18 protein-coding genes are annotated in these 26,058 nt (G+C 71.3%); 8 read left to right on the plus strand and 10 right to left on the minus strand.

Features of this window, described 5'->3' with window-relative positions:
- Positions 1 to 156: 156 nt before the first annotated feature.
- Together LHA35_RS05045 and LHA35_RS05050 are read right to left on the minus strand one after the other, a co-directional pair.
- Positions 157 to 1,437, minus strand: coding sequence for an FG-GAP repeat domain-containing protein (locus LHA35_RS05045; protein WP_226605330.1), 1,281 nt, complete (start codon positions 1,435 to 1,437; stop codon positions 157 to 159).
- A gap of 301 nt (positions 1,438 to 1,738) precedes the next feature.
- Positions 1,739 to 2,896, minus strand: coding sequence for an amidohydrolase (locus LHA35_RS05050; protein WP_226605334.1), 1,158 nt, complete (start codon positions 2,894 to 2,896; stop codon positions 1,739 to 1,741).
- A gap of 77 nt (positions 2,897 to 2,973) precedes the next feature.
- Here LHA35_RS05050 and LHA35_RS05055 point away from each other — a divergent pair, with 77 nt between their 5' ends.
- Together LHA35_RS05055 and LHA35_RS05060 are read left to right on the plus strand one after the other, a co-directional pair.
- The gene (locus tag LHA35_RS05055; RefSeq protein WP_226605337.1) at positions 2,974 to 4,851 is read left to right on the plus strand and encodes an autotransporter assembly complex protein TamA; all 1,878 of its coding nucleotides are present in this window, start codon (positions 2,974 to 2,976) and stop codon (positions 4,849 to 4,851) included.
- Entirely contained in the window at positions 4,851 to 8,639 is a 3,789-nt protein-coding gene (locus tag LHA35_RS05060; protein WP_226605338.1) for a translocation/assembly module TamB domain-containing protein, read from the plus strand. Before LHA35_RS05055 ends, LHA35_RS05060 begins: the two co-directional genes overlap by 1 nt.
- Positions 8,640 to 9,071: 432 nt before the next feature.
- Here the strand turns inward: LHA35_RS05060 and LHA35_RS05065 are convergent, their stop codons facing one another.
- Both LHA35_RS05065 and LHA35_RS05070 read right to left on the minus strand, forming a co-directional pair.
- Positions 9,072 to 10,079, minus strand: coding sequence for an NAD(P)H-dependent flavin oxidoreductase (locus LHA35_RS05065; protein ID WP_226605340.1), 1,008 nt, complete (start codon positions 10,077 to 10,079; stop codon positions 9,072 to 9,074).
- A 90-nt stretch (positions 10,080 to 10,169) separates the two neighbouring features.
- A complete protein-coding gene (locus LHA35_RS05070) occupies positions 10,170 to 10,934 on the minus strand; it encodes an enoyl-CoA hydratase-related protein (RefSeq protein ID WP_226605341.1) in 765 nt (254 codons plus the stop codon).
- Between the two features lie 114 nt (positions 10,935 to 11,048).
- Between LHA35_RS05070 and LHA35_RS05075 the strand changes: the two genes are divergently transcribed.
- A complete protein-coding gene (locus LHA35_RS05075) occupies positions 11,049 to 12,005 on the plus strand; it encodes a tripartite tricarboxylate transporter substrate binding protein (RefSeq protein ID WP_226605343.1) in 957 nt (318 codons plus the stop codon).
- An 82-nt stretch (positions 12,006 to 12,087) separates the two neighbouring features.
- Here the strand turns inward: LHA35_RS05075 and LHA35_RS05080 are convergent, their stop codons facing one another.
- Positions 12,088 to 12,972: a TauD/TfdA dioxygenase family protein gene (locus tag LHA35_RS05080; RefSeq protein ID WP_226605344.1), complete on the minus strand. Its 885-nt coding sequence runs from the start codon at positions 12,970 to 12,972 to the stop codon at positions 12,088 to 12,090.
- A gap of 275 nt (positions 12,973 to 13,247) precedes the next feature.
- Here LHA35_RS05080 and LHA35_RS05085 point away from each other — a divergent pair, with 275 nt between their 5' ends.
- The 3 genes from LHA35_RS05085 (at position 13,248) to LHA35_RS05095 (ending at position 18,124) form a co-directional block, all read left to right on the plus strand.
- Positions 13,248 to 13,877, plus strand: coding sequence for a TetR/AcrR family transcriptional regulator (locus tag LHA35_RS05085; protein WP_226605346.1), 630 nt, complete (start codon positions 13,248 to 13,250; stop codon positions 13,875 to 13,877).
- Positions 13,878 to 13,952: 75 nt separating this feature from the next.
- Positions 13,953 to 15,041, plus strand: a complete 1,089-nt coding sequence (locus tag LHA35_RS05090) for an efflux RND transporter periplasmic adaptor subunit (RefSeq protein ID WP_226605349.1) — start codon at positions 13,953 to 13,955, stop codon at positions 15,039 to 15,041.
- An 11-nt stretch (positions 15,042 to 15,052) separates the two neighbouring features.
- Positions 15,053 to 18,124, plus strand: a complete 3,072-nt coding sequence (locus LHA35_RS05095; protein WP_226605351.1) for an efflux RND transporter permease subunit — start codon at positions 15,053 to 15,055, stop codon at positions 18,122 to 18,124.
- A 77-nt stretch (positions 18,125 to 18,201) separates the two neighbouring features.
- Here LHA35_RS05095 and LHA35_RS05100 read toward each other — a convergent pair whose 3' ends face one another.
- A complete protein-coding gene (locus LHA35_RS05100) occupies positions 18,202 to 19,293 on the minus strand; it encodes an isocitrate/isopropylmalate dehydrogenase family protein (RefSeq protein WP_226605354.1) in 1,092 nt (363 codons plus the stop codon).
- A 61-nt stretch (positions 19,294 to 19,354) separates the two neighbouring features.
- Between LHA35_RS05100 and LHA35_RS05105 the strand changes: the two genes are divergently transcribed.
- Both LHA35_RS05105 and LHA35_RS05110 read left to right on the plus strand, forming a co-directional pair.
- A complete protein-coding gene (locus LHA35_RS05105) occupies positions 19,355 to 20,326 on the plus strand; it encodes a Bug family tripartite tricarboxylate transporter substrate binding protein (RefSeq protein WP_226605356.1) in 972 nt (323 codons plus the stop codon).
- A 46-nt stretch (positions 20,327 to 20,372) separates the two neighbouring features.
- Complete coding sequence (locus LHA35_RS05110; protein WP_226605359.1) at positions 20,373 to 21,350, plus strand: Bug family tripartite tricarboxylate transporter substrate binding protein; 978 nt, start codon at positions 20,373 to 20,375, stop codon at positions 21,348 to 21,350.
- A gap of 250 nt (positions 21,351 to 21,600) precedes the next feature.
- On the opposite strand, the gene LHA35_RS05115 is transcribed toward LHA35_RS05110, so the two are convergent.
- The 4 genes from LHA35_RS05115 to LHA35_RS05130 all read right to left on the minus strand — a co-directional run bounded on the left by LHA35_RS05115 (position 21,601) and on the right by LHA35_RS05130 (position 26,054).
- Complete coding sequence (locus LHA35_RS05115; protein WP_226605362.1) at positions 21,601 to 22,692, minus strand: TRAP transporter substrate-binding protein; 1,092 nt, start codon at positions 22,690 to 22,692, stop codon at positions 21,601 to 21,603.
- Positions 22,693 to 22,945: 253 nt separating this feature from the next.
- Positions 22,946 to 23,821: a DUF697 domain-containing protein gene (locus LHA35_RS28940; protein WP_226605365.1), complete on the minus strand. Its 876-nt coding sequence runs from the start codon at positions 23,819 to 23,821 to the stop codon at positions 22,946 to 22,948.
- A complete protein-coding gene (locus LHA35_RS05125; protein ID WP_226605369.1) occupies positions 23,818 to 25,227 on the minus strand; it encodes a YcjX family protein in 1,410 nt (469 codons plus the stop codon). Before LHA35_RS05125 ends, LHA35_RS28940 begins: the two co-directional genes overlap by 4 nt.
- Complete coding sequence (locus tag LHA35_RS05130) at positions 25,224 to 26,054, minus strand: class I SAM-dependent methyltransferase (RefSeq protein WP_226605372.1); 831 nt, start codon at positions 26,052 to 26,054, stop codon at positions 25,224 to 25,226. The genes LHA35_RS05125 and LHA35_RS05130 overlap by 4 nt, the downstream gene beginning before the upstream one ends.
- Positions 26,055 to 26,058: the final 4 nt, after the last annotated feature.

Raw genomic sequence — 26,058 nt, forward strand, 5'->3', positions numbered from 1 at the left:
GCGCCGGCCGGCACCGGCGGTAGCACCGGACCGCCGGCCCGAGCGCCTCTGACCCGGCCGTTGGGCAAGCGCGCTTCGCTGACAGCGCCGCTGAGGAGGGGCGCTGCGCACCACCGGGCGGGCGCCCCCGGCGAAGCGCAGCACCGGACCAGGCTGTCAGGTGACGATCCAATCCGACTTTGCGGCCGCGATCCCGGAACTCGCGACCCTGGCGCCATCCATCAGCCAGACTTCCACGCTGCCATCCGTGTGCTGCAACAGGATGTCGGTCTTGCCATTGCCGTCATAGTCGCCGGTATCGACCACTTTCCGGCCCGGGCCAGGATTGGCGATATCGGTGACGCCAGTGACGGTGACGCCATTCATCGACCACATGGCGAGGGAGCCGTCGGCCTGCTGGACCAGGATCTCATCCCGGTTGTTGTTGTCGAAATCGCCCGTGCCGACCACCGATGCACCTTCGGCAAGCGTGCCGATCTCGGCATGGGCGGCGATCCTCGAGCCGTCCATCTGCCAGGCGACGACCCTGCCATCCTCGTGCCTGAACAGGATGTCCGCCTTGTAGTCGCCGTTGAAGTCGCCGGTGCCTACAACCTTCCAGTCAGGCCCCGGCTCGGCGATGACCTTGGCTTCGCGGATGGCGCCGTCCGGCAACTGCCAGCTTCCCATGAACCAGATGACGATGGTGCCGTCATCGTGCTGGAACAGGATGTCCGCGCCGGGGTCGTCATCGAAATGCCCGATACCCACCGCCGACCATTGCGGGCCGGGGTTCGGCAGTTCCAGCGACTTCTGGATGGTGAAGCCGTCCATGTTCCAGATGACCGGCGGGCCGTCCTTGTGCTGGAACAACAGGTCGGGCTTCCAATTGCCATTGAAGTCGCCGCTGCCGATGACCTTCCAGTCATTGCCGGGATTGGCGAGGATCTTCTCGGCGCCGATCCGCGTGCCATTCATCTGCCATTCCGCGACCGAGCCATCCGCGCGTCGCAGCACGACATCCGACTTGAAGTCGATGTTGAAATCCTGCACCGGCGGGTCGAAGAACTTGCCCGGCAGCGGCTCGAAGACGATGTCGCCGGGTTGCAGGGCGCTGACCCCGGCCAGGAAGACGGAGTCCGGCCCGCCGACCCCGGCATAGTAGATCGCCAGGCCCGCAACGCCGGCGATGGTTTCCGGCCGGATCGTCAGCGACTCCGCGGTGAGCCCGCCGCCGAACTGGATCTTGTCCTCGCCCGGAGTGAAGTGGTTGATGAAGTCCAGGCCGTGGCCCGGCTCGAAGCCGAAGACATCCGCCCCGATATCCGCGATCAGGTAGTCGTTCCCGGGGCCGGCAACGATGAAGTCCCCCTTGGGCTCGGCGCCCGGTGGGTCATCGGCACCTATGATCTCCCGGTAGCGCGTGCCGACCAGCCACCGTCCGGTTACCGTTGCCATGCCGTGCAATCCTCACTCGCTTGTCCCGCAGTACCGGTTGCGGCACCGCAAGGAACATCAGGAATTCAGCACCGGCAACAACGCCACCGCCAGCGTTGCGGTGGGAACAAAAAGCATCTGTGATCCTAACTTTTTCTGATCCCGTTGGAGTGTGAATTGTGCTCGGCAGCGGCCGGCCATGACATTCGTGGTCCAGAGGTGACGCCGCGGCCATCTGTTCTGTTGTCGATATTTGCAACGATTTGGCGGAAATGCCTGCAGGTGGCGCTCTCACCCGAACGCGCCGGCTCCGAACCGGCTCTCAGCTTCCGGCCAGGGCGCGCCTGGCCACCTCCGCCAGGAAGCCGCTCGCAACAGGTAGGATCGCGTCGTTGAAGTCATAGTTGGGGTTGTGCAGTTCACACCCGCCCTCGCCCGGGCCATTGCCGATCCAGACGAAGGCACCCGGCACCTGCCGCAGGAAATGCGAGAAATCCTCGCCGGTCATGGCCGGCGGCAGGTCGCGCCGCACCGTCGTCACCACGCCCGCCGCCGCTGCCGCCAGGTCCCGCTCCGCCGGATGGTTCGCGGTCACCGGCACGCCGATGCGAAAATCGACCGTCGCACGGAGCCCGAAGGCTGCGGCGATGCCCTCCGCGACGCGCCGCATCCCGGTCTCGATCGCCTCGCCCGTCGCATCCGAGAGCCAGCGCGCCGTCCCCTTCAGTACCGCCCGGTTGGCGATCTGGTTCTGCGCCTCCCCAGCCTCGGCGATGGTCACGCTGACCACGCCGGCCTGCATGGGATCGACGTTGCGCGACACGATCGACTGCAGGGCGACGATGCAGTGCCCGGCCCCGAGCATCGGATCGCGCGTCAGATGCGGCAGCGCGGCATGGCCGGCATGGCCCTCGAACGCGATCTCGAAGCGGGCGCCGGCGGCCATCACCGCCGTCTCATGCACCGCGATGGTCCCCGCCTCCAGCCCCGGCCAATTGTGCCAGCCGAAGATGCACTCCATCGGGAAGCGCTGGAACAGCCCGTCGGCGATCATCGATCGCGCGCCGCCGCCGCCTTCCTCGGCCGGCTGGAAGACCAGTTGCACCGTGCCGGACCAGCTCTTGTCCTGCACCAGCAGCGCGGCCGCGCCGAGCAGGGCCGTAGTGTGCCCGTCATGGCCGCAGGCATGCATCACGCCGGGAATGGTGGAGCGGTGCGGCAGGTCCGGATTCTGCTCCTGGATCGGCAGCGCATCCATGTCGCCCCGCAGCCCGACCGAACGGTTGCTGCCCTCGCCTCGGACGCGCCGGATGGTGCCGACCACGCCATGCCCTCCCACCCCTTCGGTGACCTCCAGCCCCATCTCGCGCAGCCGGGCGGCGACGAAGGCGGCGGTCTCCCCCTCATGTAGGGTCAGGCCGGGATGGGCATGCAGATGGCGGCGCCAGGCGGTCAGGTTTTGGGCAAGGGCTTGATCCATGGCAGAGTCCTAGCCCGCACCCATCTCAACTGCCATCCCCGCAGGGAACCGAGCCGAAGGAAAATACTTCCGCACCCGTGTCAGCCAAACTTCGCCGCCTCCTGCTGCCCTTCCTCCTGCTCGCCGGGCTTGCCCTGGCGCAGGCGCCGGCGCCTGAGGAGGAGCCCGACACCCTCCCCTACACGGTGGAGATCGAGCCGACCGGCGACGGGCGGCTGGACACGGCCCTCACGGCGGTGTCGCAACTCGTCGCCCTGCGGGAGAGCGCCCCCACCAGCCCGGGCGGCGTGGCCGGCCGCGCCCGGGCCGATCGGGAAAGGCTGCAGCAGGCCCTGCAATCCGAGGGATACTGGGCCGGCACCAGCCGGATCGCGCTGGCCGGCACCACGGCCGAGGATCCCCTGCTGACCGAAAGGCTGGAGGCGAGCATGGAGCGCCCGCTGTCCATCCGCATCACGGTGGAGAAGGGCGAGCCCTACCGGATCGCCAGCATCGTGCTGCGGGCCGATACGCCGGCCGGCCAGCGGGCCCTGGACCGGGTCGCGGAGAAGCCCTTCGACCTGGCGGTGGGCGAGCCGGCCCGCGCCGCGCCCGTGCTGGATGCCGAGCAGGCGCTGCGGGACCGGCTGCTGGCGGCCGGCCACCCGCTGGCAAGCATGGTGCGGCGGGAGACGGTGGTGGACCATGACCGCAGGACCATGGACATCACCTGGCAATTCTCCCCCGGCCCGGTCGCGGTCTTCGCGGCACCGGAGGTGGAGGGCATGGTGCGAGTGGAGCCGCGCTTCCTGCGCGCCCAGGCCAGCCGGATCGAGGGCGAGCGCTACAGCCCGGAGGTGCTGGAGCGGCAGCGGCGTGACCTCATGGCGCTCGGTGCCTTCGGCTCGGTCCGTGCCAGGGCCGCCGAGCGGCTGGACGAGGCTGGGCGGCTGCCGGTGACCTTCACGGTCACCGAGCGCGCCCGCCGCGCCATCGGCGTGAACCTGGCGTATGAGACGAATTACGGCCCAAGCGTCAGGGTCTACTGGGAGCACCGCAACCTCTTCGGCCGGGCCGAGCGGCTGCGGCTGGAGGCCGAGCTGGCGCGCATCGGCACCAATGGCGGGCTGGAGGAGGCGACCTACCGCATCGGCGGGACTTATCGCGATCCCGCGGTGTTCGGCCTCCAACTCGGGCCGCAATGGAGCTTCGTCGGCAGCCTCTTCGGCTTGCGGGAGCGGCTGGAGGCCTATGACCGCGACGCCATCACCTTCTCGGCGCTGATGGAGCGGCGCCTCTCCGAAAAGCTGAGCCTGAATGCCGGCCCGGTGCTTGATTTCGGCAGCATCGGCCCGCCCGGCGGCACGCTGACGCCCTACCAGATCCTCGGCCTCCAGTTCGGCGGGCGCTATGACGGAACGGACAGCCTGCTCGACCCGGCGCGCGGCTGGCGGGTGAACGGGACCCTCACCCCCTCCTGGTCCTTCCGCGACTCCGCTCCTTTCGCCCCGCTGCGCGTGACCGCCAGCACCTACTGGGACGTGCTCGGCGACCGGCGGAGCATCCTCGCGCTCCGCGGCACGCTCGGCTCCCTGATGGGCGCGGAGCGGGCGGATGTGCCGCGGCACCAGCGCTTCTATGCCGGCGGCGGCGGCTCGGTCCGCGGCTATGACTACCAGTCGATCGGCCCGCGCGATGCCTTCAACCGCCCCTCCGGCGGTGCCAGCCTGATCGAGGCGAGCGCCGAGTGGCGGCAGCGGGTCTGGGGCGATTTCGGCGCCGTGGCCTTCGTCGATGCCGGCTCGGTCGGGTCCAGCTCGGCGCCGGACACCACCAATCTGCGGATCGGCGCCGGCCTCGGGGTGCGCTACTACACCGCGATCGGGCCGGTGCGGGCGGATATCGCCGTCCCGCTGGTGCGGCAGCGGGACAATTCGGCCTTCGGCCTCTATGTCGGCATCGGCCAGGCCTTCTGATGCGGCGCGCGACCCTCCTTCTGGTCCTGCTGCTGCCGCTGCTGGCCCTCCTCGCCCTTGGCACCGCGGCGCAGGAACAGGAGCACAGCCCCTCCTTCCTCGAACGGCAGCTGGAATCGCTGGTGCCGGGCCTGCGGGTCGAGGGCCTGCAAGGCACTTGGCGCGCGGCGCCGCGGGCGCGGCGCATCACCCTCTCCGACGCCCAGGGCGTGTGGCTGGAGTTGCAGGACGTGCGGCTGGACCTCGCCCCCACCTCCCTGGTGCGCGGCGTGCTGCGGCTGGAAATGCTGGAGGCGCAGCAGGCGCGGGTGGAGCGGTTGCCTGTGCCCGACCCGCAGGCGGCCCCCGCCCCCGAGGCCGCGCCTTCGGATCAGGTGCTCCCCGCCCTGCCGAGCCTGCCGGTGGATGTGGCACTCGACCGGCTCGCGGTGGAGCGGCTCGAACTGGGCGAGGCGGTGGCAGGCCAGGCCGCGGCCTTCGCCCTGGACGGCAAGGCCCGCCTTGCCTCCGGACGCCTGGAGGCGGAGCTTGGCCTTCGCCGCCTGGATGCGGGCGGCAACGCCCAGGTGAACCTGGTCCTGGCGCCGGCTGACGACCGGCTCGATGCCACGGTCACGCTGCGGGAGGATCCGGGCGGGCTGGTCCCGATGCTGCTGGGCCAACCCGACCGGCCGCTGGACCTCGATTTGCGCCTCGCCGGCCCTGCCTCGGGTGCCACGCTTTCGGTGCAGGCAGGCATGGGGTCCGGGATCGCCCTCAACACCCAGGGAACCGTTCGGGCGCTGTCGGATGGCAGCTATGGCGCGCAGCTCACCGGCGATGCCGGCGCGGCGCCGCTGCTGCCACCCGATCTGGGGCCGCTCGCCTTCCCGGCGCGATTCTCGCTGGACGTTGATCGACCAGCCGAGGCGCCGATCGCCCTGCGCGGGCTGACGGTGGAGACCCCGGCGGGCAGCGCCGATGCGACCGGCACGCTGGACCTGGCGCGGGAGGCGCCGGACCTGACCGCCCGGCTGCGCCTGCAGGACTCGGCGCGCTTCGCCGCCCTGCTGCCGCCGGGCTTCGCCTGGGAGAGCGTTCAGGCGGAGGCCCGGGTCACCGGCCGCCTCGCCACGCCCGAGCTCCGCCTGCAGGCCCGGCCGCAAGGCTTCGCCAGTGGGATCCCCCAGCTCGATGCCGTGCTCGGTCCCGCGCCAGGGCTGGCGCTCGACGCCGCCCTGCCCGGCCCTCGCCTCGATGCCCGGCTCGAGGGGGCGGAGGGCCGGCTGATCGCCACCGGCACCCTCGCCGAGCCCATCGCCCTCGATGCCCGCCTCTCCCTGCCGCGCCTCGCCGTGCTGGGCGGCGGTTCGGAGGGCGCGCTGGAGGCCCGGGTGCAGGCGAGCGGCGCGCTCGCCGATCCGGACCTCGTGGTCACCGCCGAATCCGGCCGAATCGCGGCGGCGGGGCGCGTTCTCGAATCGCTCTCGCTCGATGCCCGGATCGCCACCCCTGCCACCGCGCCGCGCGGGACCGCGACGCTGGAAGGCAGGCTGGACGGCATGCCCCTCGCCCTTCTCTTCCGCGGCCAGCCCGAGGGGAGCGCGGTCCGGATCGAGCAGGGCGAGGCCCGGCTCGGCCCGGCCCGGCTCCAGGTCACCGGGCGCCTTGATCCCGCCGGCCCGGTCTTCGACGGCAGGGCGCAGCTGGAGGCGAGCGACCTCGCCCCGCTCGGCCGGCTGGGCGGCGTCGCCGGCCTCGCCGGCCGGCTCTCGCTGGAGGCGACCCTGGCGCCGAGGGACGGCCAGCAGGGCTTCGAGGCCAGGCTTGACGCGCCACGCCTTGGCTACAACGGCACCGAGGGCAGCCTGCAGGCGACGGCCGCCGGAACGCCAAGCGCCCTCGACTGGACGCTGCAGGGCCGCGCCACAGAGGGCGCCGTCTCCGGCCGTGGCCGGGTGGCGCAGGAGAATGGCGGCTGGCGGCTCGACCTCGCGGCACTGGAAGCACAGGCGATGGGCGAGGCCGTCCGCCTCGCCTCCCCCACCCGGGTGCGGCTGGGTGGCGATGGCGGGGTCGATCTGGCCCCGACCGCACTCGCCATCGCCCGGGGCGGCCGCATCGAGGCGCGGGGCCGCTGGGGCCCCGAGCGCGCCGATCTCACCGCCACCATCGCCGCCTTGCCGCTGGCGCTGGCCGAGCGCTTCGTGCCCGATATTCAGCCGCAGGGCACCCTCTCCGCCGAACTCCGCGCCACCGGGCCGGTCGCCAGGCCGGAGATCCGGGCCAAGCTGACCGGTACCGGCCTCGGCGCCGGCGCCGCCTGGGCGCAGGGGCTGCCCGCCCTGACACTGCGCGCCGAGGGCAGCCTGCTCGGCGAGGCCGCACAGCTCCGCGCCGATCTGGAGGCCGGGCCGGCCGGCCGGCTCACCGCCAATGCCCGGCTGCCGGGCGGCTTCGGGCCGCGCGGTCCAGTGACCGCCACGCTCGACGGCAACCTCAACCTGGCGCCGCTCGCCAGCCCCTTCCTCGCCGCCGGCGCCGACCGGGTGACCGGCCGCGTCGCGCTCGCGCTCCGCGCCGACGGCACGGTGGGCGAGCCCCGCCTCGGTGGCCGCGCCACCCTCTCCGGCGCGGAATACCGCAACACCGCCTATGGCGTGCGGGTCTTCGATCTGAACGGCACCCTGACCGGCGACGGCACGCGCCTCGTAATCGAGCGCATTGCCGGCCGGACCGCCGGCAACGGCACGCTGGAGCTGCGCGGCAGCCTCGATGCCGGCGCGCCGGGCTTCCCGGCCGACCTGATCCTCACTGCCCGCAACGCCCGCCCGGTCGTCTCGGACCTGGTCACCGCGACCATCGGTGCCGATCTGCGGATGCAGGGGCCGGTCACCGGCGGCGGCACCCTCTCGGGCGATGTCCGCATCCAGCGCGCGGAGATCCGCATCCCGCAGACCCTGCCGGCCAGCGTGCCGAGACTTGAGAATGTCCGCCAGACGCGCCCGCTGCCGCCCGGCGTCATCCCGCCCGACCCGCCGGCGCCGCCGGCAGCGCCGGCGCCGCCCATCAACCTTGCCGTCACGGTCAGTGCCCCGCAGGGCATCTTCGTGCGCGGCCGCGGCGTAGAGGTGGAACTCGGCGGAGAGGTACGGGTCGGCGGCACCCTGGCCGAGCCGGTGCCAAGCGGCGGCCTGACGCTCCGCCGCGGCACGCTCGACCTGGTCGGCCGGCTGCTCACCTTCCAGCGGGGCAGCATCGACTTCGCCTCCGGCACCCTGGTGCCGCGGCTGGACCTGACGGCGCAGTCCCGGGCCGGCAGCACCACGATCCTGGTGAATGTCGAGGGCCCGCCGAACGACCCGAAGGTCACCTTCACCTCGACGCCCGAACTGCCGCAGGACGAGGTGCTGGCGCGGCTGCTCTTCGACCGGCCGACCAGCAATCTGTCACCCTTCGAGATTGCCCAGATTGCCGCCGCGGTGGCGCAGCTCACCGGGGTCGGCGGCGGGGCGGCCAATCCGCTCGACAAAGTGCGGGGCCTGCTGGGGTTGGACCGGCTCGGCGTCACCTCCGGCCAGCAGGCCGGCCAGGCCGCGGGCCAGGCGGGCGGCCAGCAGGGACCGACGGTGGAGGCCGGCCGCTACGTGGCGCCAGGCGTCTTCCTGGGCATCCGGCAGGGCACCCAGGGCGGCCAGACCGGCGTCGGCGTGCAGGTGGAGATCACGCCGCGGCTGAAGCTGGAGGGGCAGACGGCGACCGGGCCGGCTGGCGACCGGCTGGGGCTGTCCTACGAATTCGAATACTGATGGCGGCCGGCACACCTCCTGACCTGCCGCCGCCCTCGGCGGCTAGAGCAGATCGCGGAGGGGCGTGAACGCCCCGCAGCGTGAATCTGCTCTACGGACAATAGCCTGCAGCGGATTGGCGTTCAGTTTTGAACGCAATCCGCTGTAGGGCCGCAAATGCCGCCCCAGCCGCGTAGCCAGGCCGCCGGGGCCTGAGGCCGCAGACATGCGTCGGCATTCATGCCAGACGGTATCGCCCCAACAACCCCTTCGGCGGCCCCCGTCGAGGCTGCTCTCCGGCCCGGCCGGTGCTTCCGGGCGGATCAGGGATGCCGCCGCATTCGCCCTCGGGGCCGCCTCGCCCGCGGAGCATGATGCGAGGCGGCCCGCGAGGGCGGGACACCCTCCCCGGCCCGGCGCCGCCGGCACCAGGATGGTGGCCTGACGCGTTCCCTACGCGACCGCCTCCAGCACCTTCTCCCAGGCGGGGTTCACCAGCGGGCTGCGATCGCCGAGCCGGGCACGTGCGGCGGCGTATTCACGCCGGAAGCGCTCGATCAGCACGGCGGCCGGCTGCACCTCCCTCACCGTGCCGATGCCCTGGCCCGAGCCCCAGATATCCTTCCAGCGCCGTTTGCTGCGGTCCGTGCCGAAGCTCATCTGGCTCGGGTCGCTGCTCGGCAGGTTGTCCGGGTCGAGCCCGGCCTTGCGCAGGGAGGGCTTCAGGTAATTGCCGTGCACGCCCGTGATGAGGTTGGTGTAGACGATGTCCTCGGCGCCGCACTCGACGATCATCTGCCGCTGCTCGGGCTGGGAGCGCGCCTCCTCGGTCGCGATGAAGGCGCTGCCGATATAGGCGAAGTCGGCGCCCAGCGCCTCGGTCGCCAGAATGCTGGCGCCATGCGCGATGGCGCCGGACAGCGCGATCGGCCCGTCAAACCAGGTGCGCGTCTCCTGCAGGAAGCCGAAGGGCGAGAGCGCGCCGGCATGCCCGCCGGCGCCGGCCGCGACCAGCACCAGCCCGTCCGCGCCCTTGTCGATGGCGCTGTGGGCGAAGCGCTGGTTGATCACGTCATGCAACACATAGCCGCCATAGGAATGGATGGCCTGGTTCACCTCCGGCCGGGCGCCAAGGCTGCTGATGATCAGCGGCACCTTCTGCTTCACGCAGATCGCTAGGTCGTGGTCGAGCCGGTCGTTGGATTTGTGGACGATAAGGTTGATGGCGAAGGGCGCGGCAGGCCGGTCCGGGTGGCGCGCGTCATGCGCCGCCAGCCGCTCCTTGATCTCGATCACCCATTCCTCGAACTGCTCCGCCGGCCGCGCATTCAGCGAGGGCATGGAGCCGATGATGCCCGAGGTGCATTGCGCCACCACCAGATCGGGCACGGAGATGATGAAGAGCGGCGAGCCGATGACGGGCAGCGAGAGCCGGCCCTTCACCATGTCCAGCAGAGACATCCTGTGTTTCCTCTCAGCGCGCGGGGCGGATCGCCGGGGGCGTCCATCCGGTCCGCAGGGACTATACGCGATTGCCGGTTCGCCGCCCCGTCAGCGGGCCGTGGATTTCGGCTTCAGCACATGGGCCATGATGGCCTGGGTCTCGGGGGCACGCAGGCGCTCGGCGATCAACTCCCGCTCCTCCTCCATGCGCGCGAGCATCGGCGGCATGTCCGGGCGCAGCAGGCGCTTGGTGATGCGCAGCGCCTCCTGCGGCTTCTGCGCCAGGGCGCGCGCCGTGGCGGCCGCGTGCGGCAGCAGCTCGCCGCGGTCCAGGATACGGTTTACGAAGCCCATCCGCTCCGCCGCCGCGGCGTCGAAGAAGTCACCCAGCAGGAGCAGTTCGGCCGCGCGGTGCTTGCCGACCAGCCAGGGCACGAGCATGGAGGCGCCGAGTTCCGGCACCAGGCCGAGATCGACGAAGGGCAGGCGGAAGCGGGCCTCCGGCGCGGCATAGACGATGTCGGCATGCAGCAGCATGGTGCAGCCGATGCCGATGGCGAGGCCAGGCACCGCGGCGACGACCGGCTTCTCGAAATTCGCCAAGCCGAAATAGAAGCGCCGGCTGGGGGTGGGCGTGTTCGGGTCGTCCAGCGGCCGGGGGCTGCGGAAATCGGCGATGTCGTTGCCGGCGCAGAAGATCTCCTCGGTGCCGGTCAGCAGCAGGCAGCGAATCTCCGGATCGGCGGCGCTGCGCTCGATCGCCTCGGCCAGGCCGGCATACATGTCGCGCGTCAGCGCGTTCTTCTTCTCCGGCCGGTGCATGGCCACGGTGCAGACGCCGTCCGCCACCGAGACGCGGATGTGCTCGGACATCGCTTTCCTCCAATTTGCCGCATTGCAGGCCGGGGCGGGGATGGCGTCAAGCGCGCCCCTTTCCGCCTGCAGTCGGGCCGTGGCAGGGTGCGGCAAAGCCTCGGGAGGAACGAAATGCGGATGGCGATGGGGCGGCGGCCCCTTCTGGCGATGGGCGCGGCCGGGCTGGCGGCGCCGGCCCTGGCGCAAGGGCGACCGATCACCCTGGTGGTGCCCTTCCCGCCCGGCGGTTCGACCGATTTCATGGGCCGGCTGCTGGCGGAGCGGATGCAGGGCGCGCTGGGCCAGCCCGTGCTGGTGGAGAACCGGCCGGGCGGCGCGACCGTGGTGGGCGCGGAGGCGGTCGCCCGCGCGGCGCCGGATGGACATACGGTGCTGGTCAATTCCGGCACGACGCTGACGATCAACCCGCTGCTGATGCGCAGCCTCTCCTACAAGGTCGAGGATTTCGCGCCGGTCTCCCTGCTCTCCACCCTGCCCTTTGCCTTCCTGGTGCAGAACCGGATGCCGGCGACCATCTCGGAATTCGTGGCGCTGGCGAAGTCCCGGCCGGGGCAGCTCAACTACGGCACCAATGGCCCCTCGAGCTTCAACAACATTGCCGCCGTGCTGGTGGCGGAGAAGCTCGGCATCCGCATGCAGGACGTGACCTATCGCGGCGATGCGCAGCAACTCAACGATTTCCTGGCGGGCACGCTGGACCTGCTGGTGGTGGGCGGGGCAAGCGCGATCGGGCCGCACCGCAACGGCCAGGGGCGGATCATCGGCTGGACCGGCGACCGGCGCCTGCCGTCGATGCCGGAGATCCCGACCTTCGACGAGTTCGCCCCGGGCGCCCTTGCGCAGACCTATTTCGGCCTGGCGGTTCCGGCACGCACCCCACGGCCGGTGATTGACCGCCTGTCGCAGGCGGCAGCGACCGCGCTGAAGGAACCGGCCCTGCGGGACCGGCTGCTGGCGGAGGGCCAGTTTGCCCTCGGCACCAGCCCGGAGGAATACGGCGCCTTCCTGCGCGCGGAGGCCGAGCGCTGGGCGCCTGTCCTGCAGAAGATGAATCTCCAGATCGACTGACCCGCACCGGCCAGGCCGTCGGACCTCCACGTCCAACCCGGCTTGGCGGAATGGCTCGGAGGGGCAGAGCCCCTCCGGTCGGTCACGCCGCCGGCGGTGCCTCCCCCTTCACCTGCGTCCGGTGCATCACCCGCCGCGCCGCCGCATCGAAGGGATCGCGCCGGTGCATGGTGCAGCGGTTGTCCCACAGCACCAGATCGCCGACGCGCCACTGGTTCTTCCAGCAGATCTCGGGCCGCGTCGCGTAGGACCACAACTCGTCCAGCAGCGCCTCGCTCTCGGCCAGGCCCAGCCCGTCGATATAGGCCATGCGGCGGCGGCCGAGATACAGCATGGGCCGCCCGGTATCTGGATGCCGGCAGACCAGCGGGTGCAGGTGCCCCGGCGCCTGGCGCGGATCATCCGTCGGCGTCACGCCTGCACGAACGAAGCCGCCGCTGTTGTAGGTGCCGTCATGCTTGACCATCAGCCCCTGCGCGCGCGCCTGCAGCGCGGGCGGCAGGCTCTCGTAGGCGGCGACCATGCTGGCGAAATGCGTGTCGCCGCCGCTGGGCGGAATCTCCAGCGCGTAGAGCATGGAGGCCTTGGGCGGGCGCGGCAGGTAGGACATGTCGGTGTGCCATACCGCCTCCCCGTTGCCGAGACTGCCGATCGGCTGGCCATCGGCCCCGAGGACATTGGAGACCACGTAGAGCTCCGGCCTACCCTCGACGAAGCGGCGGCCATTCTCCTGGATCGGGGCATGGTCGAGCTCACCGAAGCGGCGGCTGAAGGCGATCAGCTCATCCGGCGTCAGGCTCTGACCACGGAAGAGCAGCACCGCATGCGCGTGCCAGGCGTCGAGGATCCGGGCGAAGGCGGCGTCGTCCACCGTCCGGAGATCGACGCCCCGCACCTCCGCGCCGAGCGCGGCACCGGTCGGCACCACCTCCGGACCGGTGCGATCGAGGGTCGCTGCGGTCGCCATTGCATTGCCCTTTCAGAATCCGTGAAATAAGATCGTATCACGCTCCGGGACAGCGTGGAAACCACACCTTTGACCCGGACTCCGCGACCCCCTACTGCGGGAGGTGGGGGCAGGAGGGCCGATCCTTGTCGCTGGGGCGCCGCGGATCCAGCGCAGCAGTGTCCGGTGCTCCAATCTGTGCGTTCGGCGGACCTCCCGAGGAAAGCCGCGATCACCCTTACACCTGGGTCGTGATGCACCTAGAATCCCTGACGACTGAAGGACTCCATCACTCCATGTCAGGCCAGCCCACTGCCGACACACCAGCCGCCCGGGCCGAGGCGACCCGGGCCCGGATTGAGGCAGCAGCCGAGCGGCTGTTCCGCAGCATGGGCTACCAGAAGACGGCCGTGGCCGACATTGCCCGCGAACTCGGCATGTCCCCGGCCAATGTCTACCGCTTCTACCCCTCAAAGAGTGCGATCAACGAAGCCATCGCCGAGCGCATCCTGGGCGCCATGCTGGAGGAGATCGAGGCGATCGCCCGCGGCTCCGGCACGCCGGGAACGCGGCTGCGGCGCCTGTTCAGCCGCATGTTCGAATTGAAGATCGAGGTCTTCTTCCAGGAGCGGCGGCTGCACGACATGGTCACCGCCGCAATGGACGAGCATTGGGGCGTGATCGAGCGTCACCTCGGCGGCGTCCATGCCGCCATCGCGCGGGTGTTGTCCGACGGCATGGCCAGCGGGGAGTTTGCCGCTCGCGACCCCGTTAAGGAAGCGCAAACCATATTGCATACGATGGTGCCTTGGAACCACCCCGGCCTGATTGAAAGCAGCATTGCCCGCAAGGGCCAAACCATTGAGGAACTTCGCGCACAGGTTGCCGACATGACCGAATTCGTGCTGCGCGCCCTGCGGCCGTGAGGGGCGCGAACTGACGATTATTGACTTTCGTCAGAACACAGCCAAGCTGACCTCCGGCCATCGCCGGAGACCGTCATGCGTCCCCTTTCGCTGCTCCCCGCCCTCGGCGCCATTATCCTCCTCTCCGGCTGCCGGGCCGAGAGCACCCCGCAGCCGCAGGGCGCAGCACCGAAGCCGGTCCAGGTGGCCGAGGTACGGCTGGCCCCCGCCACCGAGGCGCATGCCTTCACGGGCGTGGTCCGGGCGCGGCGGGAGGCCGATATCGCCTTCCGCACCGGCGGGCGGATCACGGCGCGGCTGGTGGAGGTCGGGCAATACGTCACGACCGGGCAGCCCCTGGCGGGGATCGACGAGACGGACCTGACGCTGGCGCTCCGGGCCGCCGAGGCCGATCTCTCCGCCGCCGAGGCGCAATCCCGCCAGGCTGCGGCGGAAGCCAGGCGCTCCAGGGCGCTGCGCGCCGCCGGCCATGTCTCCATCGCCTATGACGACCAGCGTGTGGCCGCCGCCAGCAGCGCCGCCGAGCGGGTGGCCGCCGCCCGGGCCAATCTGGACCTCGCGCGGCGCCGGCTGGACTACACCCGGCTCCGCGCTCCGGGCGATGGCGTGGTGACGGGGCTGCTTGCGGAGGCCGGCCAAGTGGTGGCCGAGGGCCAGCCGGTGCTCCGCATCGCCAACCCCGAGGAGCGGGAGCTGGTGGTGCAGGTGCCGGAATCCGCCGTCTCCGGCCTGGCCGCGGCGGCGGCCGAGGCGCGCTTCTGGGCCCGCCCGGGCGAGGCGCTGCCGGCCCGGCTGCGCGAGCTGGCACCGCAGGCCGAGGCGACGCTCCGTACCTACACGGCCCGCTTCTCCCTGCCCGCCGCGCCGGACTGGGTGGCGCTCGGCATGACCGGGACGGTGCGCACCGAGGCACCGGCCGCGACCGTCGCCACCCTCCCCCTCTCCGCCCTGCATGACCGTGGCCAGGGCCCGATGGTCTGGAAGGTGGAGCACGACCGCCTGACCGCCGTGCCGGTCGAGGTCGTCTCGCTCGGCGAGGTCACCGCCGTGCTGCGCGGCGCGCTGACGGAGGGCGACCGGGTGGTGGCGATCGGGCCGCAGATGCTGGACCCCGCCAGCCGCGTCCGCGTCGCCGGCCTACGCGCCGCCGCGACGCTGCGGTGAGGGAGGCGGCGATGCGGTTCAACCTCTCCGACTGGGGTGTCCGCAACGGCGCCCTGACGCTCTTCCTCATCCTCCTGCTGGCCGTGGCCGGCACCGTCTCCTACCTGCGGCTCGGCCGGGCGGAGGATCCGGGCTTCACCCTCAAGCTCATGGTGGTCTCCGCCCAGTGGCCCGGCGCGACCGCGGAGGAGATGCAGGCCCAGGTCGCCGACCGGATCGAGAGCAGGCTGCAGGACCTGCCCTGGCTGGACCATGTCCAGACCTTCACCCGCCCCGGCTCGGCAGTGACCACGGTGGTGCTGCGCGACGCCACGCCACCGAAGGAGGTCCAGGGTCTCTGGTACCAGGTCCGCAAGAAGGTCGGGGACATCCGCCATACCCTCCCCGCCGGGGTCCAGGGGCCCTTCTTCGATGACGAGTACTCCGATGTCTATGCCGTCGTCGTCGCGCTGACCGGTGCCGACAATGCCGAGCTGGTCAGGCAGGCGGAGCGGATCCGGCTGCGCCTGCTGGGCCTGCCTGGCGCCGGCAAGGTGACGATTTTCGGGGAGGAGGCGCAGCGCGTTTTCGTCGATGTCTCGCATGCCCGGCTGGCGACGCTTGCCGTGCAGCCGGGCGCCATCCTGGATGCGCTGGCACGGCACAACGCCATCGCGCCGGCCGGCGTGGCGGAGACCGGGTCCTCGCGCATCCATCTCCGGACGGAGGCCGGATTCGACGGGCTTGCAACCATCCGCGCCATCCCGGTCGAGAGTGGCGGCCGCACGCTGCGGCTCGGCGACATCGCCACCGTCAGCCGCGGCCTCGCCGACCCGCCGAGCAGCGCGATCCGGCATGAGGGCCGGCCCGCCGTGCTGGTCGGCATCGCCAAGCGCGCCGGCGTGGATGTGCTCGCCCTCGGCCGCGACCTGGAGGCGGAGCTGGCAAGGCTGCGCGCCGGGCTGCCGGTCGGGCTGGAGCTGGCAAAGATCGCCGACCAGCCCGCCGTGGTGCAGGAGAGCGTCAGCGAGTTCCTGGTGAAATTCGCCGCCGCCCTGGCGGTGGTGATGCTGGTCTCCTTTCTCTCCCTCGGTTTTCGCGCCGGCGTCGTGGTCGCGCTGTCCGTCCCGCTGACGCTGTCCGTGGTCTTCATCATCATGCTGGCCTGGGGCATGGAGCTGGAGCGGATCAGCCTCGGCGCTCTGATCCTCTCCCTCGGCCTGCTCGTGGATGACGCGATCATCGCGATCGAGGCCATGGCGGTGAAGCTCGATGACGGCTGGGACCGGGTCAAGGCCGCGACCTTCGCCTGGTCCTCCACCGCCTTCCCCATGCTGTTCGGCACGCTGGTGACGGTGGCGGGGTTCCTGCCGGTGGGCTTCGCCGCCTCCTCGGCCGGCGAGTATGCCGGCGGCATCTTCTGGGTGGTGGGCGCGGCGCTGATCGCCTCCTGGCTCGTCGCCGTGCTCTTCATCCCCTATCTGGGCGTCAGGCTGCTCCCGGTGCCGAAGCGCGTGGTGGCACACCATGGCGGCTATGACGGCGCGGCCTATCGCGCCCTGCGCCGTATGGTCGGCTGGTGCGTGGACCACCGCGCCATCATCCTGCTGGCGACCGTGGCCGTGCTGGCGGCCGGCTTCGCCGGCATGGGCGCGACCCGCAAGCAGTTCTTCCCGACCTCCGCCAGGCTGGAGGTGCTGGTGGACATCACCCTCCGCCAGGGTGCCGGCCTGCCCGCGACGCGTGCCGCGGCGGAGAAGATCGAGGCCGCGCTGCGGGGCGATCCCGATGTCCGCACCTACACCACCTATCTCGGTGCCGGGGCGCCGCGCTTCTTTCTGGCGCTGAACCCGGACCTGCCCAACGAGTCCTTCGCCAAGATCGTCATCCAATCCGCCGATCTGGCGGCGCGGGAGCGGCTGCTCGGCAGGCTCCGCGCCATGGCGGAGGACGGCTCGGTCCCGGAGGCGCGCCTGCGCGTCAGCCGGCTGGAACTCGGCCCGCCGGTCGGCTTCCCCGTGCAATTCCGCGTCCACGGGCCGGATGCTGATGGGCTGCGCCGCGTGGCGGAAGAGGTCGCCGCCGCGCTGCGGGCCACCCCCGGCACACGGGACGTGCAGTTCGCCTGGGGCGAGCGGGCCCCCGGATTGCGGATCGCGCTGGACCGGGAGCGGCTGGCACAGCTCGGCCTCTCCCCCGCCGCCGTGTCACAGTCCCTGCAGGCGCTGCTCTCCGGCGTGACCGCGACGCAATTGCGGGAGGGCAACCGGCTGGTGGATGTGGTGCTGCGCGCCCCCGCCGCCGAGCGGCTCGCTCTCTCCTCGCTCGGCGACCTCACCATAGCGACGCCCGCCGGCGCCGTGCCGCTCTCCCAGCTCGCGCGGCTGGAGCCGGTGATGGAGGAGCCCATCCTCTGGCGCCGCAACCGCGAGATGTTCCTCACCGTGCGGGCCGACATCACGGAAGGTCTGCAGGCCCCGGACGTGACCGCCGCCGCCCTGCCGCGCATCGAGGCGCTGCGGGCCGGGCTGCCGGCCGATATCCGTATCGTCACCGGCGGCGCGACTGAGGAGAGCGAAAAGGCCAATGCCGCGCTCTTCGGCCTCTTCCCCATCATGATCGGCGCCATGTTGCTGTTGCTGATGTGGCAGCTCCGCCATTTCGGCCGCACCGCCCTGGTGCTGGCGACGGCGCCGCTCGGCATCCCGGGCGCGGCCGCGGCGCTGCTGGTGACGGACCAGCCCTTCGGCTTCGTCGCGCTGCTCGGCGTGATCGCCCTGGCCGGCATGATCATGCGCAACGCTGTCATCCTGGTCGATCAGGTGCGTCAGGACCTGGAGGCCGGGGCCGAGCTGCGCCGCGCCATCATCGAGAGCACGGTGCGCCGGGCGCGGCCGGTGGTGCTGACCGCGCTGGCCGCCGTGCTGGCCTTCGTGCCGCTGACCCTCTCGGTCTTCTGGGGACCGATGGCCGTCGCCATGATCGGCGGGCTGACGCTCGGCACGCTGGCGACACTGGTGGTGGTGCCGGCGCTCCATGCGATGGCGCTGCGGCCGCCGAAGGCGGTCCCGCTGCCCAAGGCCGTCGCGATGCCGGCGGAGTGACGGTCCGGAGAGAAAGCCTTGTCCCCGAACCCCTTATCAACTTCTGCGGCGCCGGCATGCCGAACAGCGCCGCCTGATCACCTGCCGATTCGCGCCGCGACCGCCTTCGCCACCGCCGCCGTTCCGTCCTTGCCGCCGATATCCGCCGTCCGCAGCCCCTCGCCGAAGGCCTTGTCCACCGCGCCTTCCAGCTCAGCGGCGGCATCGGCGAAGCCCTGGCCGGCGCCGCGCGCGGCAAGCCAGTCCAGCATCATCGCGGCCGAAAGCAGCATCGCGGACGGGTTGGCGATGCCCTGACCGGCGATGTCGGGCGCCGTGCCATGCGCCGGCTGGAACACGGCGTGCTCGTCGCCGATATCGGCACTCGGCGAAAAGCCCATGCCGCCAACCAGCCCGGCGCCGAGGTCGGAGAGGATGTCGCCGAACATGTTCTCGGTCGGGAGCACATCGAATTCCCAGGGGCGGCGCACCAGGTCGAGCGCCATGGCGTCCACATAATGGTGGCCGCTCTCCACCGCGGGAAATTCCCTGGCGACCCCGTCGAAGACGGTACGCATGAAGGCGAAGGCGCGGAAGACATTCGCCTTGTCCACCAGCGTCACCCGCCCCTTGCGGCCGCGCTGCACCGCGCGCCGCTCCGCCAGCCGGAAGGCGAAGCGGGAGAGCTTCTCCGTCGTCGCCCGGGTGATCCTGAGCGTCTCCTCGGCAAGGTCCTCCGTCACCATCCCCTTGCCGCGGGAATGGAATAGACCCTCCGTGCTCTCCCGGATCAGCACCAGATCGATCTCCCGTGCCCGCGGATGCGCCAGCGCTACCGGCACGCCGGGGATGGCCCGTACCGGCCGGACACCCGCATACAGGTTTAGTCGGAAGCGCAGGTCGAGCTGCGGCGCGATCTCCGTGCCATCCGCATAGCGGATGCCGGGCCAGCCCATGGCGCCGAGCAGGATGGCATCCGCCTTCTCCGCCGCCCGGAAGCTGCTCTCGGGGAAAGCTTCGCCCGTCTCCTTGTAGTGGAAGGCGCCGGCCGGGAGCATCTCGGTCGCGATGCCGATGCCATGGCGCCTCGCCAGCGGCTCCAGCACCGCCAGCGCCGCCTCGGTGACCTCCGTCCCGATGCCATCGCCGGGCAGCACCGCCACCCGTACCGAATTCGACTGCGCTATCACCCGCTTCCCCCATGGACTTTTCGGCCCCTATCCTGCGGCAAAGAACTCGGGAGGGACAGGCATGGCATGGACCAGGCGCGGCACGCTGATCGCCGGCGCGGCATTCGCAACCACGGCGTGGCACGCCCAGGGCACATGGCCGGACAGGCCGGTCCGCTTCATCGTCCCCTTCCCGCCAGGCCAGGCCGCCGACCTCTTCGCCCGCATCCTGGCCGAGGAACTCTCGAAGCGCTGGCCGCAGCGGGTGGTGGTCGAGAACCGCGCCGGCGGCGCCGGTGCCATCGGCATGGAGGCGATCGCCCGCGCGGCGCCGGATGGCGGCACCTTCGGCATCGGCACCTCCGGCACGCTGGGCGTGAACCCCTCCGTCCTCGCCCGCCTGCCCTATGACGCGGAGCGGGACTTCGCGCCGGTGACCAACATCTTTACCCTGCCGCTTGTCATCGTGGTGCATCCGGACTTCCCGGCGCGCACGGTGCAGGAACTGTTGGCGCTGGCGAAAGCCGGGCCCGGGATGCAGTTCGCGTCCGCCGGGCCGGCCACCGCGCAGCACATGTCGGCCGAGATGTTCGCCCACCGCGCCGGGCTGCGCATGGTGCATGTGCCGTATCGCGGCAGCGGCCCGGCCATGGCGGACCTGCTGGCCGGCAATGTCAGGCTGATGTTCGACAGCAGCGCCAGCGCCCTGCCGCATATCCAGTCCGGCCGCATCCGCGCGCTGGCCGTCACCACGCCGCAGCGCCTGCCGCAACTGCCGGATGTGCCGACCGTCGCCGAGACGGTGATCCCCGGCTATGCCGCCATGGGCTGGTCCGGCCTCGTCGCACCGGCCGGGACGCCGGAGCCGATCATCCGCCGCGCCAATGCCGATGCCGTGACGGTGCTGCGCGATCCCTCCGTCGCCACGCGCATCCGCGAGATGGGCGCCTTCCCCGATCCCGGCACGCCGGAGGAATTCGCCGCCTTCATCCGCGCCGAGATTGCCAAGTGGCGGGAGGTCGCGCGCGCCGCGGATGTCCGGCTGGAGGGGTGACGCGCGCCGGCCTATAGAGGTCGCAACGACCCGGAGGATACGACCCATGACGCTGCGCCGCCACCTGCTTGCCCTGGCGGGCGCCACCCTCGCCGCGCCGCATGTCGCGCGTGCCCAGAATGCCTGGCCGGAAAAGCCGGTGCGCATCATCGTCCCCTTCCCGCCTGGCCAGGCCGCCGACCTCTTCACCCGGCTGTATGCCGATGAGCTCTCCCGCCGCTGGCCACAGCGCGTCATCGTCGAGAATCGTGGCGGTGGCGCCGGCGCCCCGGCGCTGGAGGCCGGCGCCCGCGCCGCGCCGGACGGATACACGCTGACCGCCGGCACCTCCGGCACGCTCGGGGTGAATCCCTCCGTCCTGCCGCGCCTTCCCTATGATGCGGAGCGCGACTTCACTTTCATCGGCAATGTCGTGGTGCTGCCGCTGCTGATGGTGGCGCATCCGAGCTTCCCCCATCGCACGGCCCAGGAGGTGGTCGCAGCCGCCAGGGCGAAACCGGGCGGCATCGACCTGGCAACGGCCGGCCCCGCCAGCAGCCAGCACATGTCGGCGGAGCTCTTCGCCCACCGGACCGGGACGAAGTTCAACATGGTGCACTACCGCGGCAGCGGACCCGCCATGGCCGACCTGCTGGCAGGCAATGTCCTGGTGATGTTCGACAGCGTCGCTTCGTCCCTGCCGCAGATCCAGGCCGGCAAGGTGATCCCGATCGCGGTGACGACGCCGGAGCGCGCCCCGCAATTGCCGGACGTGCCGACCATCGCGGAAACGGTGGCGCCCGGCTATGGCGCCTATGGCTGGACCGGCCTCTGCGGTCCGGCCGGCCTTCCGGAGGCGATCGGCCGCAAGGTCAATACCGATCTCAACGCCGTCCTGCGCGAGCCGGCGATGCAGGCCCGCTTCATCGAATTGGGCGGCACCGCCGCGCCCGGCACGCCCGAGGACTTCGCCGGCTTCGTGCGGCGCGAGATCGCGCAGTGGCGGGAGGTGGCGCGGATCGCCAATGTGCGGCTGGAGGGCTGACACCAGAACCGGCCAAGCTGCCCACGCGGCCTGGCGGACCTGAACAGCGCGGCAACGGCCGATGATTCCGCAACCGCAGCGGAGAGCAGGGTTGAAGGGCCGGTCGCCAGCCCTCGTCCGGCGGATTGCAGAAGGCTACAGCGGATTGCCATCAAGACCGAAGGCTGATCCGCTGCAGCGTGTTGGTTGAAGAGGAGATTTGGCACCCCAGGCTTTCACGCCTGGCCGCCATCTGCTCGAAGCTCTCGCCTTATCGCTGCGCTGCTGCTGCAGCAAAGGCGAAGTTCTCGTAGGAATTCTCCGCTACCCGGAACCACTGGAACTGCTCGTCCCGGAACGCCTTGTAGTTCGTCCACATCTTCCGGAAGCGCGGGTTCTGCGCCGATATCTCCTCGTACAACTCGTTCGTGGCACGCCAGGCGCCCTGCAGGATCTCGCGCGGCCAGGCCCGCAGTTGCGCGCCGTTCGCCAGGAGCCGGCGCAGCGCCTGCGGGTTCGCCTCGTCGTAGCGGGCCATCATCTCTTGCGTGGCCTCGCCGCAGGCGACCTCGAGGATGTGCCTGTAATGCTCCGGCAGGCTGTCCCAGGCACCCTGATTCACCATGAAGACCCCGCGTGAGCATCCGTCCCAGAAGCCCGGCGTGTAGTAGTACTTGGCAACCCGCACGAAGCCGAGCTTCTCGTCGTCATAGGGGCCGATCCACTCGGCCGCGTCGATCGTCCCGCGCTCGAGCGAGGGGTAGATATCCGTGGCCGCGATCTGGGTCGGCGTTGCGCCCAGTTTCGCAAACAGGTGCCCGGCGAGGCCCGGGATGCGGAACTTCAGCCCTTTCAGGTCCTCCAGGCTGCGGATCTCCCGGCGGAACCAGCCGCCCATCTGCGTGCCGGTATCGCCGAAGGGGATGCCGATGACGTTGTAGTCACGGTAGATCTCGGCCGCGAGTTCATTGCCCCCGCCATGGCGCATCCAGGCGCTCATCTGCCGCATGTTCAACCCGAAGGGAATGGCGGCGAAGGCGGCAAGGGTCGGGTCCTTGCCGACGTAGTAGAGGCTGGAGGTCTGGCCGCATTCGATGGTGCCGTTCTGCAGCGCGTCAAGCACCTGCAAAGCGGGCACGATCTCGCCGGCGGCGAAGCTGCGGATCTGGAATTTGTTGTCCGTCATCTGCGCGACACGGCGCGCCAGGTACTCGGCCCCGCCGAAGAGGATGTCCAGGTTCTTCGGAAAGCTGCTGGCCAGGCGCCACCGGACCTCAGGGTTCTGGGTCTGCGCCAGCGCGGGCGTGGCCAGCGCCGCCGGCGCAGCCGCGACGGCTCCCCGCAGCATGAGGCGACGTTTCATGACGTTGATCCCCCGAATTTCTGAGCCGCGGGGCTGGCCCGCAGCATGGGGGAGCATGCATGGTCACAACGGCCGCGCAAGGCGTTCCGTCGCGGCGCGACCCAGCCCCAAGCAGCAGAGGCCCGACTGCGGCCCACCGCCGGCAGCGCCACGGAAGGATGATGCGCTCGCGCTTGGCCGGGCATCACCGCGTCAAATGCAGGTTGCCGGTTCCAGACGCCGGTCGGGAACCGCCGACCGGGTGCCAAGGCAATCAGCGCCGCGGCACCACCCGGCAGGCTTCCGAGGCCACTTTCGCCAGGCGCAGCATGCGCCGCGCGGCCACCGCGCCGGCCGCCGCCTCACCGGCGAATTGCTCCAGCAGCCGGTTGGAGAGCAGTGCGCGCGCCGCCGCGTCCACCGCGATATCGGTCGCCGCCACGGTCGCCGCATCCCACAGCGTCCGCCGCAGCAGCGCGAGCGTCCCGGCGAGGCCCGGCCGCAACCCATGCAGCACCGCCACCTGCCGCACAAGCCTAACGCCGCGCCAGGCGAAGACCAGCGCATCCAGCCCCGGCGAGGGGCTGATCGCCGTCACCGCGAAGCTCTGCACCGCCGCATTCCGCCCGAGCGCCGCGGCACGCCCCTCCAGCGTCGCCAGCGCAGGCTCCAGCAGCGCCTGTAACTCCTCGACACTCGCGGCACCGCGGATGGCGGGCTGCAGGGCCGAGGCTTCCTGAACCGAGCCAGCCCAGCGCAACGCCTCCGCCTTCGCCGTGTCCAGGTCGCCGCGCGCGAAGGCGGCGCGGGCGCGGTCAACGGCACGGATGGAGGCCAGGCCGCGCAACTCCCGCCACAGGCCGGAGCCGAGCAGCGCGACACCGCCCGCGACGACCCCGAGCGTCGCGAAGCCCTGCACCGGGCCACGGCCGAACTGGTCCACTACGAAGTTGGCGGCATCCAGCAAGGCCAATCCGCCGCCGAGCAGCGCCAGGCCACCGATCGCGCGGCCGATGCCGGACCAGCGCACGGTCGGCCGCGGCGCGGCAACGGGAACCACCGCCTGCTCCCATTGGAAGTCCAGGCGCGGCGCGGGCGTGTCCTCCTCGACGATCACCCGCGGGCCGCGCGGCGGTTGCTGTTCGCTCACAGCACATCTCCGATCAGCGCTGCCAGCAGCGCATCGAGGCCGAGATGCGGCACGCCCGCGCCGCCCGCGGGATCGAGCCGCGGCGGCTCGAATTCCGGCATCTCGAAGAAGCCGTGTTCCCAGAATCCCGGTTCGGGCGGACGCAGCGGGATCTCACCGGGATAGACCTTGGCGCTGCGCCGGTTGGCGAGCAGCACGCCGCGTACCGCCGCCACCGGCCGGCCCTCCAGCGTCGCCACGTCGTCTTCCGTGCAGCGGACGGAAGCGAGGGCATGCACGCTGGTGGTGACGCCGGCGCTGGTGGCCCGTCCCTGTGGTGCCGCGACCAGATGGCCGAGCAGCGCGGAAAGCGCGTCGCGCTGCCGCGCCGGCACGTGGTCCGCCTTGGTGGCGACGAAGGCCACGCGATCCACGCCGGCCCCGGTCAGCCAATCCAGCCAACCGCCGCCATAGCGCAGGGCATCAGCGATGGCGGCCAGCGCCTCGGCCGTGTCCTCGAAGGCGTCGCGGCCGGCATGCAGCGCGCCGAGCACATCGACCAGCACCGCCTGACGCTCGAACCGTCGGAAATAGGGCTCGAAAAAGTCGCGGCGCTGCGCCTCGACATAGGCGCGGTGGCGATCGGCCATCAGCTCGGCGAGGCCGCCGCGCGCGGGCTGCGGTAACGGGAAGAACCAGAGCAGCGGCGTCTCGCCCCGGGGGCCCGGATTGAGCACGCGGCCGGGCTGCAGGAAGCGGAAGCCGAGCCTGTCACGGCAGGCGCGCAGGGCATCGCGGTAGAGCGCGAAGCCGCGCCGCACCAGGCTGTCCTCCGCCGCCGCACCCTGGGGCAGTGAATCGATGAAGGCCAGGAACTCCCCGGCCGCCTCCGCCCGCGGCCCGCGCCGCAGCCGTGCCAGGGTCGCGCTGGACCAGGCGGCGAAGTCCTCGTTCAGCATGGGAAGGTCGAGCAGCCATTCGCCGGGGTAGTCGAGCAGTTCCAGCGTGATGCTGCGCGTGCCGAGCAGACCCGCAAAGAGGCTCTGCCGGTCGAGTTCCAGCGTCAGTTCCAGCGTGGAGAGATCGTCGGTGCGGGCCGGCCAGGATGGCGGATCGGCGGCGAGCGCGGCGAGATGCGCAGCCACGTCGAAGCGCGGCATGCCCTCGATGCCGGCCGGAACCGGGCGCACGGCGCGCAGCCGCCCGCCCGCCGCCTGCTCGAGCATCGGCAATGTGCGCCGGCCCCGCCCGGCCGCCAGCAGATTGGCCAGCAGCGAGGTGAGAAAGACGGTCTTGCCGGCGCGCGTCAGGCCGGTGACGGCAAGCCGGATGCGTTCCTGCCCGATGAGCGAGCGGCTGAGCCGCTCCGCCCCGTAGGCGGCATCGCGCAGCAGGTCGAAGGCGTCGGAGGCGCCAGGCACCCTCATCGGCCGCCCCCGCGCAGCCGGCGCGCCACGGCCCGCAGCCCGCCGGTGATCCGCCAGGAGGTGCTGGCATATACCGCGGCCAACCGGGCACGCGTCTCGGCGTCCGCCCGGGCGCGCAGCAGCGGCACCGGCCGCCCGCGCCAGCCGGTGATGGCGAGCGCATTCGGATAATCGAAGGGTGTCACGGTCACCGCCTCGAAGCCCGCGCGCAGTACCCAGGTCCACATATCGGCGCCGAACTCGGTCTGCACCCGGTAATCCTCCGCCCCCGTTTCCGGACCGCCATGGTAGCTCGGCGGCATACCGGCCCGGCTGCGCGTCATCCGCCCCGGCAGGGTCGGCACCGTGAAGCAGAGCGCGCCGCCGGGCCGCAGCACCCGGCGGCATTCCTGAAGGGCGCGCAGCGGGTCCGGCACATGCTCCAGCGTGTCGGAATGCAGCACGAGGTCGAAGGATCCGTCCTGGAAGGGCATCGCCTGCATGTCCACCTCCGGCCAGGCGCCGAAGCGATGTCCGGGCAGGCGCCGCAGCGCCGGGCTGAGCGTGCCTGCCTCGTTCAACTCCAGCAGCGCGAGGCCGGAAGCAGCAGGCGAGTCGATCAAGGCATGCAGGGTGCCCTCGGCGCCGAGCGCAGCGAGGATCGCCTCGGCCAGCGCGATGGAGCGGAGATTGGATCCGCAGGCTTCGCAGTGGCAGCCTTGCTGCCGATCGACCAGCACCCGCTCCTCAGCGGAGAGTTCCCACTCCGCGGCGAGCGCATCCCAGATGATCGTGCGTTCCGAGAAGGCGGTGCCACCGCAGACGGCGCAGACCAGCCCGTGCGGCACCGTC

This window comes from Roseicella aerolata (assembly GCF_020523605.1).
Classification (GTDB): Bacteria; Pseudomonadota; Alphaproteobacteria; order Acetobacterales; family Acetobacteraceae; genus Paracraurococcus; species Paracraurococcus aerolatus.